This window comes from Mycobacterium sp., assembly GCF_019247635.1.
In the GTDB taxonomy this organism is placed as follows: domain Bacteria; phylum Actinomycetota; class Actinomycetes; order Mycobacteriales; family Mycobacteriaceae; genus Mycobacterium.
Map to the genome: position 1 here is coordinate 1 of NZ_JAFBAR010000086.1, position 18,119 is coordinate 18,119.

Below are 18,119 nucleotides of genomic sequence, written 5' to 3' on the forward strand. Positions count from 1 at the left end.
CCGGCCAGGGCCAGATCACACTCACCCGAGCGCAGCGACTGCACCGCCATATGCAACGCCACCAACGACGACGAACACGCCGTATCCACCGACACCGCCGGACCCTCCAGGCCCAACACATACGACACCCGACCCGACGCCACGCTGGAGGTCATGCCGGTCAGCCGGTAGCCCTCGATCTCCTCGGCCAACATGCCGTAACCCTGGACGATGAGTCCGGCGAACACGCCGGTCGCGCTGCCACGCAGCCCGGCGGGATCAATTCCGCCGCGCTCCAACGCCTCCCACGACAGCTCCAGCAGCATCCGATGTTGGGGGTCCATCGCCAACGCCTCGCTGGGCGCAATGCCGAAAAAGGCCGGATCGAAATCCGCCACACCGTCCACGAAGCCACCGGTGCGCGCGTAGCACTTGTGCCGTGCGTCGGGATCCGGGTCGAACAGCCCGTCCAGGTCCCACCCGCGATCGGTCGGAAAGCCCGAGATCACGTCGCGACCGTCGGCCACCATCTGCCACAGGCTCTCGGGGGAATCGATCCCACCGGGGAAGCGACACGACATACCCACAATCGCGATCGGCTCGCTCGAGCGCTCCAGCAACGCACGGTTGGTGCGCTTCAGGCGTTCCACCTGGACCAGCGCTTTGCGCAGCGCCTCGGTCGCATGCTGGAGTTGATCAACCATCCCTAACCTCGCCTAAACCCTCGCCCCAAATTTGGCCGTCTCTGACCGCCGAACGCAGCTCTCGTCCATTACGTATTCGACCCGCGTCGTGCTGGGCTCCGCCCCAAGAATGTCGCTGGTGAGTATCGCCAACTCCGACGCGATTTCAAAACGACCGCAACTCCCAGCTTCCACCGTAGGAACGGCTGTTAGCTGCCGAACGAGTGCGCTGAGACGCCCCGGTTCCTGGCTGTACTCGCGCCCCGCCGTCCATGGCGCGACTGTACTCGGCAAACCGTCGCGGGGTTAATGCAGTGCAATGGGCCGCCGACGCGCGGTCAGACCCCTACCCTGCGCCAACCGTCGGCTGCCCTGGCCGCGCGGATCAGCACCTCGCAGAGATCGCGCAATTCGGTTGCCCCGGCCCCTTCGCCGAGCGCCGTCGCGATGTCCTCGGCCGCACATCGCACCTGGTAGACGCGGTCCGACAGGTCGGCGGCATCGTCGGCCGACAGCACGATCGCGTCGGCGGGCAAGGCCATCACCTCACCGCGGGTCAGCAGGGCCCGTTGCTCGTAGGCACGCTGCCGGCACGATTGCCGGCAGTACTGGCGCCGCCGGCCCATGCCGCTCTCAGCCACGTCTCGGCCACACCAACGGCACGGCTGCGGACGGGAACGGCGGGTCACGCCTGCCGACTTTAGTCCGCGGCGGTGTCCTTTCGAGGTCGCGACACCGCGTATTATTGAAGGTCGCGCCGCGCGCCGCGGCTGCCAGCCCAGGGAACTACGCAGGGCGTCGCAGCGTTTGCCAAACAAAGAGAATCGACCAGAGCCGACGGGTCTACAAGACCAAAAGGAGAAGCAGTTATGGCTGATCGCGTCCTCAGAGGCAGTCGCCTCGGAGCCGTCAGCTACGAGACGGACCGCAACCATGACCTGGCGCCACGTCAGATTGCGCGGTACCGCACCGAGAACGGCGAGGAATTCGAAGTCCCGTTCGCCGACGACGCCGAGATCCCCGGCACCTGGCTGTGCCGCAACGGCATGGAAGGCACCCTGATCGAGGGTGACCTGCCCGAGCCGAAGAAGGTGAAGCCGCCCCGCACGCATTGGGACATGCTGCTGGAGCGTCGCTCGGTCGAAGAACTCGAAGAGCTGCTCAAGGAACGTCTCGACCTGATCAGGTCGCGCCGGCGCGGCTGAAGTCCCGAACTAGCCCCGGTCGTGAGCACGCGTCGCACGGGCGCCACCGCGGCGGCCCTCCATGCCCCAGCGCGTCACCTTGAACAGCGCCTCACGGATGTTGGAGCCGCTCATTTTTGACACCCCGATTTCGCGTTCGGTGAAGGTGATCGGCACTTCGACCACCAGAAAGCCGCTGTTGACCGTCCGCCAGGTCATCTCGATCTGGAAGCAATAGCCCTTGGAGTCCACGGTGTCGAGATCGATCGTCTCGAGGGCCTCGCGGCGGTAGGCGCGATAACCCGCGGTGACGTCGTGGACATCGATGCCGAGCGCCAGCCGCGAATAGGTGTTGGCCGTTTTGGACAGGGCGAACCGCCGCCAGGGCCAGTTGCGCACCGTCCCGCCGTCGACGTAGCGCGACCCGACGGCCAGGTCGGCACCGGCCTCGACGGCGTCCAGCAGGCGGCTGAGCTGCTCGGGCGCGTGACTGCCGTCCGCGTCCATCTCGACGAGCACCGAGTATTCGCGGCTCAGACCCCAGGCGAAACCTTCCAGGTACGCCGCGCCCAGGCCGTTCTTCACGGTGCGGTGCAGCACGTGGGTGCGACCACCGTCGGCCTCCGCGATTTCGTCGGCGAGCTTGCCGGTGCCGTCGGGGCTGTTGTCGTCGACGACGAGCAGGTGCACCTCGGGACGGGCGTCCCTGAGCCGTCGGTGGATCAGCGGCAGGTTCTCCCGTTCGTTGAACGTCGGGATAATCACCAGAACCTGGGGGGCAGGCTGGCCGGTGGTCATGTAGCTCCTTTGTCGTACCCGGAACCGGATGAGGGTCGGTCGCCCTGCTCGGACGCGGGGTCGTGCGTCGTCTCAATGCCGCCCTCGTCGCCGGCCTGATGCACGTTCTCGAGGTCACCCTGGTCAGGCGGGGCCTTCTCCTCGGAGTCCTCAAGGTCGTCAAAGCCCGCGGATCCGCCCGGTGGCGCACCCGAGTCGTCAGAGTCGTCCGGGGACCTGGACCTGAGACGCTTCGGACGTGGGAACCACCCTCGCGACCCACCATTGTGCCGTATTCCGGCCAAAATGGCCCCTCCGGCCGCACCGACGAGAATCCACTGCAGGAGCGGACCCCAACGCGTTGCCGGCGTCAACCTCGTCTTGAGGCGCAGCTGGCTGTCCAGGTAGTCGGGCTGGAAGAAGCCGGTGCGGGCCAGCTCGGCCCCGTCGGGCGCAATCACCGCGCTGATCCCGGTGGTGCCGGCGACCAGGACGTAACGGTCATGCTCGACCGCCCGCACCTTCGCGAAGGCCAGCTGTTGCTCGCTCATCGTCTGATTGAACGTGGCGTTGTTGCTCGGCACGGCCAGCATCTGGGCGCCGTTGCGGACCGCGTCGCGGGGCTCGCGGTCGAAGATGACCTCCCAGCAGGTGGCCACCCCGACCGGGACTCCGGCGATGTGCACCACGCCGCTGCCGCGGCGCGGCACCATGTGGCCGGCGCGGTCGGCGAACCCAGACAGATGGCGGAACAGCCACGGCATCGGCAAGTACTCGCCGAATGGCTGGACGATTTCTTTGTCATGCCGATCGGCCGGTCCGGTAACCGGGTTCCACACGATCGCCGTATTGGTGTATTCGGGGTTGTCCTGCGCCTGGCCGGGGACGTCCAGCACGGTGCCGATCAGGATCGGCGCGCCGATCGCCGCGGCTGCCTCCGAGATCAGCTGCCCGGCGTCGGGGTTGGCCAGCGGGTCGATGTCCGACGAGTCCTCCGGCCAGATCACGAACTGGGGTTGTGGGGCGGATCCCGCGCGCACGTCTTCGGCCAGCCGCAACGTTTGCCGGACGTGGTTGTCCAGTACCGCGCGGCGTTGCGCGTTGAAGTCGAACCCGAGGCGGGGCACGTTGCCCTGCACCGCCGCGACGGTGACGCTGGGTTCACCGCCGGATCCCACCCCCGCGTGCCGCACCTGCGGCCAGACCAGGACCGCGGCGAACAACACCAGGCAGATGCAGATACCCGGCAACACCACCGCCGGTGGCGCGGCGTCCTCGGCTTTCGATTTGCCTGTCCGCCACCACTTGACGATCTCCAGCGCGAGCGCGGTCACGCTGCATCCCACCAGCACGACGCCCGTTGACAGCAGCGCAACGCCGCCCAGCTGGACCAGCGGCAGCAGCGGGCCTTCGGTTTGCCCGAACGCCACCAACCCCCACGGAAAACCGCCGAACGGAAAGATTGACTTCAACCACTCCTGGGCCGCCCAGACCAGCGCAAACCAGATCGGCCACCCCGGCAGCCTGCGCACCACGACGCCGAACAGGCCAAAAAGAGCGGGAAACACCGCACACGTGGTCGCCAGCACCAACCAGGGCATGGCGCCCACCAGCAGGCCGACCCACGGCAGCAAGGGCACATAGAACGCCAACCCGAACAGGAATCCGTAGCCCAGCCCCCCCGCCGGAGTCGTAGCGGTGTGGGTAAGCACAAAGGCCAGCAGCGCGAAACCGACGAACGCGGACCACCACCAGTTCACGGTCGGGAAGCTGGCGTACAGCAACAGACCACCCAGCACGCTGAGCACCAGCCGAGTCAGCCGCGGCGCCAGCGCAGCCCAGGCGGCGGACAGCCGGCCGCTGGCCGTCTCAGCCATAGATGACAGCGCCCCGGTGCACCGTTTGCCGGCAACGCGGCAAGGCTTGCCCTTCGGCCGGTCCCAGCCGCGGCAAAGCCGGAACCCGCGAACGCGGATCGGTCGACCAGCGCTGGACCGCGTCACGCGGTGCACTGACCTCGAGGGGGCCGGTGTCCCATACCGCGTAGGAAGCGGGCGCCCCGGGGACCAGGGTGCCGATGTTGCCGTCGCAGACGCCGGCGGCGCGCCAGCCGCCGCGCGTGGCGGCCGCGAACGCCGCCCGTGCCGACAACGCGCTGCCCGGGGTGCGGTGATTGACAGCCGCACGCACGCTCGCCCACGGATCCAGAGCCGTGACCGGAGCGTCGGAACCGAGCGCGAGGGGCACGCCTTGGGATGCTAACAGCGCAAACGGGTTGAGTTCGCTGGCGCGTTCAACGCCGAGCCGGCGGGCGTACATGCCGGCATCACCGCCCCAGAGCGCATCGAAATTGGGCTGCACGCTGGCGATGACGCCCCACGCGCCCAGCTTTGCGGCCTGGTCGGCGGTGATCATTTCCAGGTGCTCCAGACGGTGCCCGCATCGAGCCACGGCCGCCACCCCGAGCTGGTCCACGACCCGTTCCAAAGCGGCGACCACGGCCGTGACGGCGGCGTCCCCGATGACATGGAAACCGGCCGTCACTTCCGCCTCGGTGCACGCCCGCAGATGCGCCTCGACGGCCTTGGGCTCGAGGTAGCAGGTGCCGGTGCGGTCGGGGGCGTCGGCGTAGGGCTCGTGCAGCCAGGCGGTGCGCGACCCGAGCGCACCATCGACGAACAGATCGCCGGCCAGCCCGCGGGCGCCTGTTTCGGCCATCAGCACCCGAGCCTGCTCCGCGGTGGTCACGGCCTCGCCCCAGTAGCCGATCACCTCGACGCCGGGTTTCAGCGCGCGCAGCAGCAGCCAGTCGTCGAGTCCAGCGATTTCGGGGCCGGCACATTCATGCACGGCGACGATGCCGGCCGCGGCCAGGGCCTGTAGCGCCGCGGCGCGAGCCTCGGCTAGCTGAGCGGCGGTCAACAGGTCACGGGCTTTGGCCCGGACCAGGTGGTGCGCCTCGCCGGCCAGTGGTTGCTGGGCTTGAAAGCCGGTCGCCGCCGGCAGCTCCGGCACCAGCCGCCGCAGCCCGGTGGAAGCCAGCGCCGAGTGCACGTCGACGCGGGCCAGGTAGGCGGCCTGTTCACCGAGGACCGCGTCCAGATCGGCGGTGGATGGCGGGGTGTCCTCGGGCCAGGCCGATTCGTCCCAGCCGTGACCCCACACCGATCGCCCCGAGTGGTCGGTCGCATAGTCGGCGATCATCTGAATGCACTGTGCGCGCGACTCGGCCGTCCGGAGGTCCAGCCCGCTGAGCGTCAGACCCGTCGCACTCAGATGGATGTGGCTGTCCACAAACCCGGGCGCCACGAAGGCGCCGTCGAGATCCTCGACCTCGGCGTCGGGGAACTGGCCGCGGCCGACGTCGTCGCTGCCCAGCCACGCCACGACACCGTCGCGCACCGCCATGGCGGTCGCGTCGGGGTGGGCAGGGCTGTGCACCCGGCCGTTCACCAGCAGCTTCGCGGGGTTGCGCGTCACACCGCAAAACTACGTGCTTCGCCGGTGCGCCCAGAACAACTAGGCCCAACCCGACGACGACGCCGGCCTGCTGCGCGACCGGCCGCCGTTCGGGTAATCCGGCAGGGCGGGCGGCTCGACTTCATCGACATCCCAGACATCCAAGACCTCGCCGTCGATGTAGTTCCGACCGTCACCCGGTGCCCGCACATCGGTGATCAGTGGTATCGAGCCGCCCAAACGACGCATCGCAACGGCGGTCAGTGCGGGCCGAGCTGCCGCCCGGACGGGTGGCAGCAGCAGCAACAAGCCCAGGACGGTTGTGACCAACCCCGGAACCAAGACCAGGCCGCTGGCCAGCGTCACCAATGCGCTGTCGCCCAGCGCACGGCCCGGGTCCAGCAGGCCAGAGCGCAGCTGGACCAGATGGGTCCGAAGCTGCCATCCGGCCAGTGGGGCCCACACGCCGATCCCGAGGGCGAAGGTGGCCACCAGCACGAACAGGGTCCAGCCGAAACCGATTGTCGCCGCCAGAGCCGCGAACACCGCGAGCTCGACGACGGCGTAGATGAGAAACCACCGGGCCACCATGTGACGCCAACGATCGCGGGGCAAGCCCGAGTTCCCCCGTCGGCTGCAGTTAGATGACGATATGACGACGATTAACATCGAGACTCCTGCCGGCCCGATCGATGCCTTGCTCAGCGTTCCCAGCGGGGACGGTCCGTGGCCGGGCGTGGTGGTCATCCATGACGCGATCGGCTATGTCCCCGACAACGAGCGGGTATCCCAGCGCATCGCCAGCGCCGGCTACGTCGCGCTCACACCGAACTTGTTCGCTCGGGGCGGTCGAGCTCGCTGTATCGCGCGGGTGATGCGTGAGCTGCTGACCAAGCGGGGGCGCGCCCTAGCTGACATCTTGGCCGCCCGCGATCACTTGCTGGCCCTGCCCGAATGCTCCGGGCGGGTCGGCATCGCCGGCTTCTGCATGGGCGGCGGCTTCGCACTTATTATGTCGCCCAAAGGTTTTGGCGCCTCTGCGCCATTCTACGGCACGCCCCTGCCGCGCAACCTCAGCGCGACGCTGGACGGAGCCTGCCCGATCGTGGCGAGCTTCGGCAGGCGCGACCCGCTGGGAATCGGCGCGCCCAAGCGGTTACGCGAGGTGACCGAGGCGAAGCAGATCACCGCCGACATCACGGAATACCGCGGCGCCGGGCACAGCTTCGCTAACCAACTTCCCGGCCAGCCACTGCTTCGCGTTGCCGGGTTCGGCTACAACGAGGCGGCGGCCGAGGAGGCGTGGGGCCGTGTCTTCGCGTTTTTCGGTGAGCACCTGGGAGCAGACGCGCCCGCACCCGGACGCTAACCCACCGACTTCAGCTTCTGCGACAGAAGGCCGGCAAAGGTGTGCGTGTCCCCCGGCCAACGTGCCGACACGTAGTTACCGTCGTCGACGACGAACGCCGGCCGCGAGTCGGTGGCGGTGTCCCTGACCAGTCCGGACGTTTTGAGCCGCCAGCGCCGCGACCGGGGTCGGACGTCACAGAAATCCGTCGGATCTTTAAGCGCGCGAGTGACTTCCGCCTGTACCGACATGTAGCCCTCGTCCTGGCCGGGCTCCTCGGTATAGGTGCGGTAGTAGTTGCGATCCCAGAATCGGCTGAACCGGGTGATACGCCAGGCGCGCCGCTCGAATTCCCAGGTCAAAGCCGTGGTCTTGCGGCCGTAAAGCACGCAGTGGCCGGTGCTGGGGTCGATGCTGCGGGCGGCGAGCAGCACGCCGTGACAGATGGCGGCCACGAGCAGGCCACGATTGAACGCCTGCACGACCAGGCGTTGGAGCGTGTCGCTGTCGATGTAACTGCGCATGCCGCGGGCGCGGTGACCACCCGGCAGCAGCAACGCGTCGATGCCGTCGAGACTCGCCTGAGCCCAGCTTTGCGGGTTGCGGTACTCGGCCGACTGCCGCATGTCGTCATACGCTTCGCGGCCGTCCTTATTGGCCCGCAGCGCGCGTCCGACCACCGTAATCGCACCCAGCACCGGGAGCGGCGACCAGAAGTCCAAACCGCGACCGGTCACCATGATGTCGTCGGCAACTCCGGGATTGCCGCTTTCGGTGGCAAATACCACCCGGTGTCCGCCGTCGGTCAAGACCCGCCAACTCACCGCGACCTCGGTGGGGTCGAAGTCGCGGTCGGGAATCGGGATCAGGACGGTTTTCATTGTCTTCTGCTATTCCCCTTGGGCCACTTTGAGTTCCAGGCCCACATTATTTTCCATGCCGCCGCGCAGCTTGCTCACGAAGTTGAAGACCTTGCCCAGGATGCCGTACCGGTTACCGATCGCGTCGTAGACGGCACGGGTCTGCGAGCTGTCGAGGATCGTCGCAGTGCCGTCGACGGCGTCGCTTTTCGGCCGACCGCGTAGGTCGCAGACGGCCAGCGTGACCCGGGGGTTGTTGCGAATCCGCTTGACCTTCCACGACTTTCCCTCGGTAATGACCAGCAATCGGTCGCCGTCGGCGGCCGCCCAGATGGGCACCGGCTTGGGCCGGCCGTCTTTGGTGAAGGTGGTGAGCAGGATGTACTGCGCCTTGGCGAGGTCGGCGAAGGTAGGGGGCACGGTGCCAAACTACCCCGCCTAGTCCCTAGCCCTTCTCGAGCTGCAGACGGAATAGCACGCGACAGGCCGTCGGAGTGCGATCCACTGGAGCGCCTCCCGCTTGGGTGACTGCTCGGCGAACTCCGGCATTGACACTCGCGAGTCTTAACTGAAAACATGCTTTTCATTTAAGCCACGCAGTGGAGCGAGGTACCGTGAGCAAGCCGATGGCGTGGTTGCCGTTCTCGATCTCCGAGGCGGCGTTATCCGACGAGGGTGACGACCTCGACCTGCTGCCCGCGTGGTCGTATCTGTTGGAGCGGCTGCGCGCGGCCGCAGAGGTGGTCGAAGCCGACCCGGCGGCCCGAAATGGAACCGATCTCGCCGCCGGCGTGCGACACCTGCTTGTGCTGCTCGCCGCGGGCATCGACGAGGTGCTGCGGTTTGATCCGGATCCGATCCTGACCGTCCAGCCGACCAGCACCGACGACGCCGTCACCTGGGGAATGGAGTGCCCGGACTGCATTTACACGCGCGCCGTGCTGCGCGGCGGGGAAAGCTACCGGGTGTTCGGCAATCGCGGCACCGCCCGCTATGTCGGACTGCAGACGATGAACGGGATCGTCTCGACGGCCAACGAACTGGTCGACGAACTCGAGGTGGACGCCGACGGGAACTTCGAGGTGCTGCTGTGCCCCGACGAGCGCGCGGGGAACTGGATGCGGATCGAGGGTGACAACCCTACGTTCACGGTGCGGCACTTCTTCTATGACTGGGAGACCGAACAGGCCTCCTCGCTGCGGATCGAGCGACTCGGCGACGCGGTGCGGCCCAGCGGACGTGAGGTGGATTCGGGCGCGGCGGTGTCGCGGCAGTTGATCGCCCTCGGCGACTTCGTCGGGGACAACCTGGCATTCTTCCTGCAATTCGGGGCCGCGGCGCCAGCTAACGGCTTCCTGCCGCCGATCGACCGCACCGACATCGGGGCCGCGGCGGAGAACAGGCCGGTTATTGGTCGCTGGGAGCTTGGCCCTCGCGAAGCCCTCATCGTCGAAGTGGAGCCACCCGAAGGCATCTATTGGAGTTTCTCCATCGGCAACCCATGGTGGGAGACCATTCATTACGGGCGCCACCAATCCAGCCTGAACGCCCACCAGGCCGCGGTGGATTCCGACGGCCTGGTGCGGTTCGTTTTGTGTGCCGAGGACCCCGGAGTCGCCAATTGGCTCGACACGGCCGGGCACAGCAACGGACCCATCATCTTGCGCTGCGTGCGCACCCAAACCGCACCGACACCGTCGACGAGACTCGTACCGTTCGACGAGATTGACGCCGAATTACCTTCGGACACAACACGAGTCACCCCCGAGGAGCGGGGTGCGGTTCTGGCGGCGCGCCGGCGCGCCGTGCGGGAAAGGTTCGGGAAGTGACGTTTGACGCCGACGAGTTGGAGGACGGCGCCCGCGCCGCAACCGGTCTGCAGGATTTCGGCTCGCCCTACTACCGCGAGGGCCTCGAGCGCATAGTCGAGGCGCTCAACACCGAGGCGGACCTCAATGACATCGGTCACGTCATCCAGCACGCAACCATCAGCAACGCCCTGATCCAGCGCCTCAATGTGGAGGACGCCTATCGGCAGCATCCCGAGATCGAGGACCAAGTGGTCGAAGGTCCCGTCTTCGTGATCGGACTGCCCCGCACCGGCACCACGGCGCTGAGCCAACTGGTGGCCGCCGACCCCCAATTCCGGTCCCTGCGGATGTGGGAGTCCCAGGCACCCACGCCACCGCCCGAGGCGGCGACCCAGCACACCGATCCACGCATCGCGCAGGCCGAAGCCGGCCTGAAGATGCTCGTCGACATGTTCCCGTTGTTCAGGGCGCTGTACAACTCCGAGGCGACGGCACCCACCGAATGCCAGGACCTGATGGGGATGAGCTTTCGCACTTTCCACTTCGACGGCGCTGTCCGCGCACCCGGCTATCTGACCTGGCTGATGGGCTGCGACATGGGCGGGACGTACACGTTTCACCGCCGCGTGCTCAAGCTGTTGCAATGGCATTGCCCCCCGGTGCTGTGGCACTTGAAGACTCCGGTGCACATGTTCGCTATGGACTCGCTGGTCGAGGCATATCCGAACGCGAAATTCCTGTGGAGTCATCGTGATCCGGCCAAGGTGATGGGCTCGGTGTGCAGCCTGATCCAGTACGTGCGCAGTTGGAGCAGCGACCGCAACGACGCCACCGAACTTGGCGCCGAACAGCTCGACAGTTGGGTCGAAGGGGTCCGGCGCGCAATGGATTTCCGTGCGCGATTCGGCGACGACAGATTCGCTGACGTGTCGTTCGGCGATCTGCAATCCGATCCGGTGGGGACCCTGCGGGCCAGTTACGAGCGACTGGGTTTGTGCTTTACCGACGACGCGATGCATTCCGTCCAGCAGTGGGCAAACGAGCACAAACCGGGCTCGCGCGGGTCCCACGACTACGACCTGGCCGACTACGGCCTGACGCCAGACGGCGTTCGCGAGCGTTTCGCGGATTATCTGGCCGCTTACGATGCCACCGCCTAACGGCGCGAGTGTTCCGCGCACGCGGCGACGCGACAAGCTTGGTCCGGACCCTGCGCTGCGCCGCGAGATCCTGGCCTCTGCGTCAGCCGCCTTGCGAGAGCATGGAGTTCGCGGACTGAGCATCGCCGCGGTCCTGGAACGGGCGGGATTGAGCACCCGCGCGTTCTACCGGCATTTCGGTTCCAAGGACGAACTGGTCGCCGCGGTGTTTTTAGAGACCGCGCGCGCAGAGAAGCAACGGCTCCGGCGCCGAATGGCCGCTGCCACAACGGAGAGTGAAGCGGTCTCCTTATGGATCGATGGGCGGCTCGACTTGGCATTCGACGACACCATCGGGTCTGATCTGCGGCGGTTGTCGCTGGAGGCTCAGTCGCAGACGTTCGCCTCACCCGGTCTGGTCCAGCCCGCCTACGCGGAGATGCTCAAGCCACTGAGCGAAGCGCTGCAGCGCGGTCTGGAAAGCGGGGTGTTTCGTGACATCGATACGGTCACCGCTGCCCAGTTCGTCCATGGCGTCGTCTGGGCGGGTATCGATCGGCAATGGACGACGGGCGGCTGCGACCGCGACGACCTCCACCAACGTATTGTGCGTTTCTGTCTGCGCGGGTTGGGCGTGCAACTCTAACGAAGGAGCTACTGATGGATCTGGGTTTCGCTGGATCGACGGCCGTGGTCACCGGCGGCAGCAAGGGGATGGGGCTGGCCGTCGCCGAAACCCTTGCGGCCGAAGGAGCTAGCGTGGCCGTGATGGCCAGGGGTCAGGCAGCGCTCGATGCCGCTGTCGCATCGCTGCGCGCCGCCGGCGCGCCCGACGCGGTCGGGATCAGTGTGGATATGACGGACGCCGATTCGATCGCCGCTGGTTTTGCCGCAGTCTCAGAGCGCTGGGGACAACTCAACAGCCTGGTCCACACCATTGGGCCGGGCGACGGCTACTTCGAGCAGATGGATGACACCGAATGGGACGCCGCGTTCGCGCTGGGCACGATGTCGGCCGTGCGCTCGATCCGCGCCGCGTTGCCGTTGCTGCGGGCCGCGGACTGGGCGCGCATCGTCACATTCTCTGCGCACTCCATTCAACGGCAGAACCCGCGCATCGTCGCCTATACGGCGGCCAAGGCGGCGCTGACCAGCGTCACCAAGAATTTGTCCAAAAGCCTTGCCGCGGACGGCATTCTGGTCAACTGCGTGTGCCCGGGAACCATCGTGACGGCCAGCTTCACCGAGAACCTCAAAGACATCCTCGCCGCCGACGGCCTGGACGCCACCAACCCGGTCGATGTTATGACCTGGATTGACAATAACTTTCACCAGCCCTGCGACCTCGGCCGCGCCGGTCTCCCCGAGGAGGTCGCTTCGATCACCGCGTATCTGGCGTCGCGACGCAACGGCTACGTCACCGGCGCGACGGTGAACGCGGACGGCGGCTCGGATTTCGTGTGAGCTTTGGCCCGCAAGTTGGCCCCGCGAGTTGGCCCCCGCGAGCAGACGCAAAAGCACCCAAAATCGGCGATTTTGGGGTGCTTTTGCGTCTGCTCGGCAGGAAAACTAGCCCTCCAGGTCGCCCTCGGTTTCGAGCAGCGCCTGGCGCAGGCCGTCTAACGTATCCTGCTGCGGCTCGGACCACAGGCCGCGGCCGGCGGCCTCCAGCAACCGCTCGGCCATGCCGTGCAATGCCCACGGGTTGGATTCGGCCATGAACTTGCGGTTCTCCGGATCCAACACGTAACGCTCGGTGAGCTGCTCGTACATCCAATCGGCCATGACGCCGGCGGTGGCGTCGTAGCCAAACAGGTAGTCCACGGTGGCGGCCATCTCGAACGCGCCCTTGTAGCCGTGTCGGCGCATCGCGGCCATCCAGCGGGGATTGACGACGCGGGCGCGAAACACCCGGGTGGTCTCCTCGGACAGCGTGCGGGTGCGGATGGCATCCGGTCTGGTGTTGTCGCCGATGTAGGCGGCCGGCGCCTGGCCGGTCAACGCCCGCACGGTGGCCACCATGCCGCCGTGGTACTGGAAGTAGTCGTCGGAGTCGGCGATGTCGTGCTCGCGAGTGTCGGTGTTCTTGGCGGCCACCGCAATACGGCAGTACTGGCGGTTCATGTCGTCGATCGCCTCGCGACCGTCCAGGTTGCGGCCGTAGGCGAATCCGCCCCACGCGGTGTACACGGCGGCCAGGTCGGCGTCGTCGCGCCAGTTACGGCTGTCGATCAGTTGCAGCAACCCGGCGCCATAGGTGCCCGGCTTCGATCCGAAAATCCTTGTCGTGGCTCGCCTGACGTCACCGTGCTGTGCCAAGTCGGCCTGGGCGTGGGCCCGCACGTAGTTCTCGTCGGCGGGCTCGTCGAGACCGGCTACCAAGCGCACGGCATCGTCGAGCATCGTCACCACATGCGGAAAGGCGTCGCGGAAGAAGCCCGAGATCCGCACGGTCACGTCGATGCGCGGGTGGCCCAGTTCGGCCAATGGAACCGGTGTCAGGTCGACGACGCGCCGCGACGCGTCGTCCCAGACCGGGCGGACACCCAGCAGCGCAAGCACTTCGGCGATGTCGTCGCCGGCGGTGCGCATCGCCGACGTGCCCCACACCGACAAGCCGACCGACCGCGGCCACTGCCCATGATCGCCGCGGTAGCGGGCCAGCAGTGAATCCGCCAGTGCCACACCGGCTTCCCACGCCAGTCGGGACGGTATCGCCTTGGGATCAACGGAGTAAAAGTTGCGCCCGGTGGGCAGCACGTTGATCAGCCCGCGCAAGGGCGATCCCGAGGGGCCGGCCGGGATGAACCGACCGTCCAAAGCCCGTAGCACCTGGTCGATTTCGGATGACGTGCCGGCCAGCCGCGGCACGACTTCGGTGGCCGCGAACCGCAGCACCGCGGCGACCTCGGCGTTGTCGGTGATCCGGTCGGCGGCATCCGGATCCCAGCCGCTGGCCTGCAACGCCCCGACCAACTCCCGGGCCGTCTCCTCCGCCTGATCGACCGCCGACCGCTCGTCGGTGCCGTCCTCCGCGAGGCCGAGGGCCTGGCGCAGGCCGGGCAGCGCCTGTTCTCCGGCGAACAGCTGGCGGGCCCTCAGAATCGCCAGCACGAGGTCGAGTTCGGTCTCCCCTGTTGGCTTTTGCCCCAGAATGTGCAGGCCGTCGCGGATCTGCACATCCTTGATCTCGCACAACCAGCCGTCGACGTGCAGCAGCATGTCGTCGAACGAGTCCTCTTGCGGTCGCTCCGTCAATCCCAGGTCGTGGTCCATCTTGGCGGCGCGGATCAGCGTCCAGATCTGCTGGCGGATGGCGGGTAGCTTGCCCGGATCCAGGGCGGCGACACTGGCATGCTCGTCGAGTAGCTGCTCCAAACGGGCTATGTCGCCGTACGTTTCGGCACGTGCCATCGGCGGGATCAGGTGGTCGACGAGCACCGCGTGCGCCCGCCGCTTGGCCTGAGTGCCCTCCCCGGGGTCGTTGACCAGAAACGGGTAAATCAGCGGCAGGTTGCCCAGCGCGGCATCGGGTCCGCAGCCCGCCGACATGCCTAGTGTCTTTCCCGGCAGCCACTCCAGATTGCCGTGCTTACCCAGATGTACGACGGCGTGGGACCCGAATCCGGCATCCAGCCAGCGGTAGGCGGCCAGGTAGTGATGGCTGGGTGGCAGATCGGGGTCGTGGTAGATGGCGACGGGGTTCTCGCCAAAGCCGCGCGGTGGCTGGACTATCAGCACGAGGTTGCCGGATTGGATTGCGGCGATGACGATTTCGCCATCCGGGTCCTTGGTGCGGTCCACGAATAGCTCCCCTGGCGGCGGGCCCCAATGCGTCGACACCGCGTCGGTGAGTTCGTGGGGCAGCGTTGCGAACCAGTCCCGGTAGTCCTTGGCGGACACCCGGATAGGGTTGCCGGTCAGCTGGTCCTCGGTGAGCCAGTCGGGGTCCTGCCCGCCCCGTTCGATCAGAGCGTGGATCAGGGCATCACCGTCGTCGGCGTCCACTCCCGGCAGGTCGCCGATCCGGTACCCACGCTCACGCATCGCCCGCAGCAGAGCGACCGCGCTGGCCGGCGTGTCCAGTCCGACCGCATTGCCGATGCGCGCGTGTTTGGTCGGATACGCGGAAAACACCAAAGCCACCCGCTTGTCGGCCGGAGCAACGTGCCGCAGCTGCGCGTGCCGGACCGCCAGCCCCGCGACCCGCGCGCAGCGTTCCGGGTCGGCGACATAGGAAATCAGGCCGTCGTCGTCAATCTCCTTGAACGAGAACGGCACTGTGATAATGCGGCCGTCGAATTCGGGGACCGCGACCTGGCTGGCGACGTCGAGCGGGCTGAGTCCGTCGTCGTTGTCGCGCCACTGGTTCCGGGGACTGGTCAGACATAAGCCCTGCAGGATCGGGATGTCCAGGGCCGCAAGGTGTTCGACGTTCCAGCTATCATCGGAACCGCCGGCGGCCGCCTCCGCGGGCTTCAGTCCCCCGGCGGCCAGCACGGTGACCACCATGGCGTCGGCCTCACCGAGCCTGCCCAAAAGTTCGGCTTCGGCGGTGCGCAGCGACGCGCAGTAGAGCGGTAGCGGGCGGCCGCCGGCCTCCTCGATCGCGCGGCACAGCGCGTCGACGTAGCCGGTGTTGCCGGCCAGGTGCTGCGCGCGGTAGTAGAGCACCGCGATCGTGGGGCCTTCCGGGCCGTCATCATCGGGACGCTCCAGTACGCCCCAGGTGGGGGTCACCACCGGCGGCCCGAACCCGAAACCAGTCATCAGCACCGTGTCGGACAGGAAGGCGTGCAGCCGGCGCAGGTTCTCGACGCCGCCGTGGGCCAGGTAGACGTGGGTCTGCACCGCGATGCCGGCCGCAACAGTGGACAGGCCGGTCAGCTCGGCATCGGCGGCCTGCTCGCCGCTGACCAGCACGGTCGGAATGCCGCTGGCCAGAACCGCGTCGATACCGTCCTGCCAGGCGCGGTAGCCGCCGAGGATCCGGACCACCACGATCGAGGCGTCGGCCAGCAGGCCGGGCAGTTCTGCATCCGTCAAGGGGTCCAACAGCCGCGACGGGTTCGCCCATCGATAGTTCTTGCCGCTGGACCGGGCGCTGATCAGGTCGGTGTCGGACGTCGACAACAGCAGGATGGTCGGCTCAGCCACCCACCATTCGTACCGCAGACCGGGCCGTGGGTTCCCGCTGGGACTCAAAGACCGAGTGTCGCTGCGATCCGCGCCGCGACCTCGCCGGCAACACGTAGTGTCTCTCCGCCCGTCCCCGGCTCGTAGCGATCCGCGGCCGGGTTGTAGTCGGCCCCGGCGATCGACCCGTGATCGGCCGCCAGCTCCACCAACTCCACGGGCCAGCCAGCCTGATCGAGGCTGGCGGCGAATGCCCTGCTGGCGCTCACCGGCACGGCGTCGTCGGCCAGGCCATGCAGCAGTGTGAAAGGCGAACCGACGCGGTCGGCAGACAGTCCGTCGGTCAGCTGGCGACCGGTGATCGGGTCGGGGGCCATGAAGGCGCCGGCCAGGCAGACCGTGTGAATGAGGGAGACATCGAAGCGCGCGGCATCGAGAGTTAGACCGGCTGCAGCCGCACCGCCCAAAGACCAACCGACGAGCACGATGCCTGCGTCAACGCCGTTTGCAGTGCCTTTTGCAAGGTCCCCGACGAGGTCAAGGGATCGCAGCAGATCCGCACGGCCGCCGTCGCGGGCATGAGAATTCCAATCCGGCGCCACCACCGCGGCACCGTGGCCGAACAGCAAACGGGCGAGGGGCCGCACGGCGGCGCGTGCATCGGTCTGCATGCCGTGCCACAGCAGGATCGTGGGTTGCGTCGAATCGCCGAACACATCGGCCAAACGGCCTGGCGCGTACTCCACCGTTCTCACGGCCACGAGTGTTCCCTTCTGGCAGGGATCCAATCCCGGGGTTGCGCAATCGCCTTGTAGGCCGAGGACACCATGTGTTCTCGTGGAGGGCCGAGGGAGCGTGAAGGGATGAATACTGTGGCTCTTGCCAACAAAGTGGTTGCGATTACCGGCGGCGCCCGCGGTATCGGCCTTGCGATCGCCACGGCTCTGCACGGATTGGGCGCCGACGTGGCGATCGGTGATATCGACGAACCGGCCGTACGGGCCGCGGGCGACCGGCTGGGTCTGGGCCTGTCCGAAAGATTGGACGTGACGGACCGCCAGTCCTTCACCGAGTTTCTCGACGTCGTCGAAAATCGGCTGGGACCACTGGACGTGCTGGTGAACAACGCGGGCGTCATCGCGGTGGGCAGTGCGGTCGACGAGGCCGATGCCGTGACCCGCCGGCTGCTCGAGGTCAACATCTTCGGCGTAATCCTGGGCACCAAGCTGGCCGCGCAGCGGATGCTACCCCGCGGTCACGGTCACATCATCAACATCGCGTCCCTGGGTAGCCTGCTGCCGACCGAAGGCATCGCGACCTATTGCGCCACAAAGCATGCCGTGCTGGGCTACACCGATACGGTGCGCATGGAAAACCGTGGACGCGGCGTCCACTTCTCGGCGATCCTGCCCACCCTGACCAATACCGAAATGATCGCCGGCGTCGGTCACGCGAAGGGTTTCAAGAATGCCGAGCCGGCAGACGTCGCCCAAACGGTGGCCGACGTGATCGCCAAACCGCAACCGCGGGTGGTCGTTCCCCGTTCGCTGGGCATCACGGTGTCAATTCAGCGGCTCATGCCGCTGCGCGCCGCCGAGGCCGTGGGACGCGTCCTGGGCACCGGGCGGGTTTTCACCCACGACGTGCAACCCGGCCAGCGCGCGGCCTACGCGCGGCGCACCGGGACGAGCTGACCGCTGCGGGCTCAGCGCTCGTGGCTCCCCTGGTTTCAGCCGACGAGGG

At 67.3% G+C, this 18,119-nt stretch carries 15 protein-coding genes and 1 pseudogene; 7 read left to right on the top strand and 9 right to left on the bottom strand.

Features of this window, described 5'->3' with window-relative positions:
• Nucleotides 1–683, bottom strand: a 683-nt coding sequence (locus tag JO236_RS13445) for a polyketide synthase (RefSeq protein ID WP_293330741.1), incomplete at its 3' end; no start/stop codon positions are given.
• Nucleotides 684–1,000: 317 nt separating this feature from the next.
• On the bottom strand, nt 1,001–1,351 hold the full coding sequence (locus JO236_RS13450) for a hypothetical protein (RefSeq protein WP_293330743.1): 351 nt from the start codon (nt 1,349–1,351) through the stop codon (nt 1,001–1,003).
• Between the two features lie 180 nt (nt 1,352–1,531).
• Here JO236_RS13450 and rbpA point away from each other — a divergent pair, with 180 nt between their 5' ends.
• Nucleotides 1,532–1,867: an RNA polymerase-binding protein RbpA gene (rbpA, locus tag JO236_RS13455; protein ID WP_036359704.1), complete on the top strand. Its 336-nt coding sequence runs from the start codon at nt 1,532–1,534 to the stop codon at nt 1,865–1,867.
• A gap of 9 nt (nt 1,868–1,876) precedes the next feature.
• Here the strand turns inward: rbpA and lnt are convergent.
• The 3 genes and pseudogenes from lnt to JO236_RS13470 form a co-directional block, all read right to left on the bottom strand.
• Nucleotides 1,877–4,500, bottom strand: a pseudogene (gene lnt, locus JO236_RS13460) (apolipoprotein N-acyltransferase).
• Nucleotides 4,493–6,031, bottom strand: a complete 1,539-nt coding sequence (locus JO236_RS13465; protein ID WP_416362236.1) for an amidohydrolase — start codon at nt 6,029–6,031, stop codon at nt 4,493–4,495. The pseudogene lnt and the gene JO236_RS13465 overlap by 8 nt, the downstream one beginning before the upstream one ends.
• A 111-nt stretch (nt 6,032–6,142) precedes the next feature.
• The gene (locus tag JO236_RS13470) at nt 6,143–6,673 is read right to left on the bottom strand and encodes an FxsA family protein (protein ID WP_293330774.1); all 531 of its coding nucleotides are present in this window, start codon (nt 6,671–6,673) and stop codon (nt 6,143–6,145) included.
• Nucleotides 6,674–6,734: 61 nt separating this feature from the next.
• On the opposite strand from JO236_RS13470, the gene JO236_RS13475 reads away from it, so the two are divergent.
• Nucleotides 6,735–7,451, top strand: a complete 717-nt coding sequence (locus JO236_RS13475; protein WP_293330755.1) for a dienelactone hydrolase family protein — start codon at nt 6,735–6,737, stop codon at nt 7,449–7,451.
• Here JO236_RS13475 and JO236_RS13480 read toward each other — a convergent pair.
• Together JO236_RS13480 and JO236_RS13485 are read right to left on the bottom strand one after the other, a co-directional pair.
• Nucleotides 7,448–8,311 (bottom strand): type 1 glutamine amidotransferase domain-containing protein, encoded by an 864-nt coding sequence (locus JO236_RS13480; RefSeq protein ID WP_293330757.1) that lies wholly within the window; start codon nt 8,309–8,311, stop codon nt 7,448–7,450. The two genes, JO236_RS13475 and JO236_RS13480, sit on opposite strands and share 4 nt — an antisense overlap.
• A 9-nt stretch (nt 8,312–8,320) precedes the next feature.
• The gene (locus JO236_RS13485; RefSeq protein ID WP_293330759.1) at nt 8,321–8,710 is read right to left on the bottom strand and encodes a PPOX class F420-dependent oxidoreductase; all 390 of its coding nucleotides are present in this window, start codon (nt 8,708–8,710) and stop codon (nt 8,321–8,323) included.
• Nucleotides 8,711–8,916: 206 nt separating this feature from the next.
• Here JO236_RS13485 and JO236_RS13490 point away from each other — a divergent pair, with 206 nt between their 5' ends.
• Genes JO236_RS13490 through JO236_RS13505 form a run of 4 tightly spaced genes read left to right on the top strand, consistent with a single transcriptional unit; the run spans nt 8,917 to nt 12,704 of the window.
• The gene (locus JO236_RS13490) at nt 8,917–10,119 is read left to right on the top strand and encodes a hypothetical protein (protein WP_293330777.1); all 1,203 of its coding nucleotides are present in this window, start codon (nt 8,917–8,919) and stop codon (nt 10,117–10,119) included.
• The gene (locus JO236_RS13495) at nt 10,116–11,261 is read left to right on the top strand and encodes a sulfotransferase family protein (protein WP_293330761.1); all 1,146 of its coding nucleotides are present in this window, start codon (nt 10,116–10,118) and stop codon (nt 11,259–11,261) included. Before JO236_RS13490 ends, JO236_RS13495 begins: the two co-directional genes overlap by 4 nt.
• A complete protein-coding gene (locus JO236_RS13500; RefSeq protein WP_293330763.1) occupies nt 11,248–11,886 on the top strand; it encodes a TetR/AcrR family transcriptional regulator in 639 nt (212 codons plus the stop codon). Before JO236_RS13495 ends, JO236_RS13500 begins: the two co-directional genes overlap by 14 nt.
• A 14-nt stretch (nt 11,887–11,900) precedes the next feature.
• Nucleotides 11,901–12,704 (top strand): SDR family NAD(P)-dependent oxidoreductase, encoded by an 804-nt coding sequence (locus JO236_RS13505; protein ID WP_293330765.1) that lies wholly within the window; start codon nt 11,901–11,903, stop codon nt 12,702–12,704.
• A 105-nt stretch (nt 12,705–12,809) separates the two neighbouring features.
• Here JO236_RS13505 and cobN read toward each other — a convergent pair whose 3' ends face one another.
• On the bottom strand, nt 12,810–16,397 hold the full coding sequence (cobN, locus tag JO236_RS13510) for a cobaltochelatase subunit CobN (RefSeq protein WP_293330767.1): 3,588 nt from the start codon (nt 16,395–16,397) through the stop codon (nt 12,810–12,812).
• Between the two features lie 44 nt (nt 16,398–16,441).
• A complete protein-coding gene (locus JO236_RS13515; protein WP_293330769.1) occupies nt 16,442–17,131 on the bottom strand; it encodes an alpha/beta hydrolase family protein in 690 nt (229 codons plus the stop codon).
• A gap of 108 nt (nt 17,132–17,239) precedes the next feature.
• Here JO236_RS13515 and JO236_RS13520 point away from each other — a divergent pair, with 108 nt between their 5' ends.
• On the top strand, nt 17,240–18,070 hold the full coding sequence (locus tag JO236_RS13520; protein ID WP_293330771.1) for an SDR family oxidoreductase: 831 nt from the start codon (nt 17,240–17,242) through the stop codon (nt 18,068–18,070).
• The last annotated feature ends 49 nt before the right edge of the window (nt 18,071–18,119 follow it).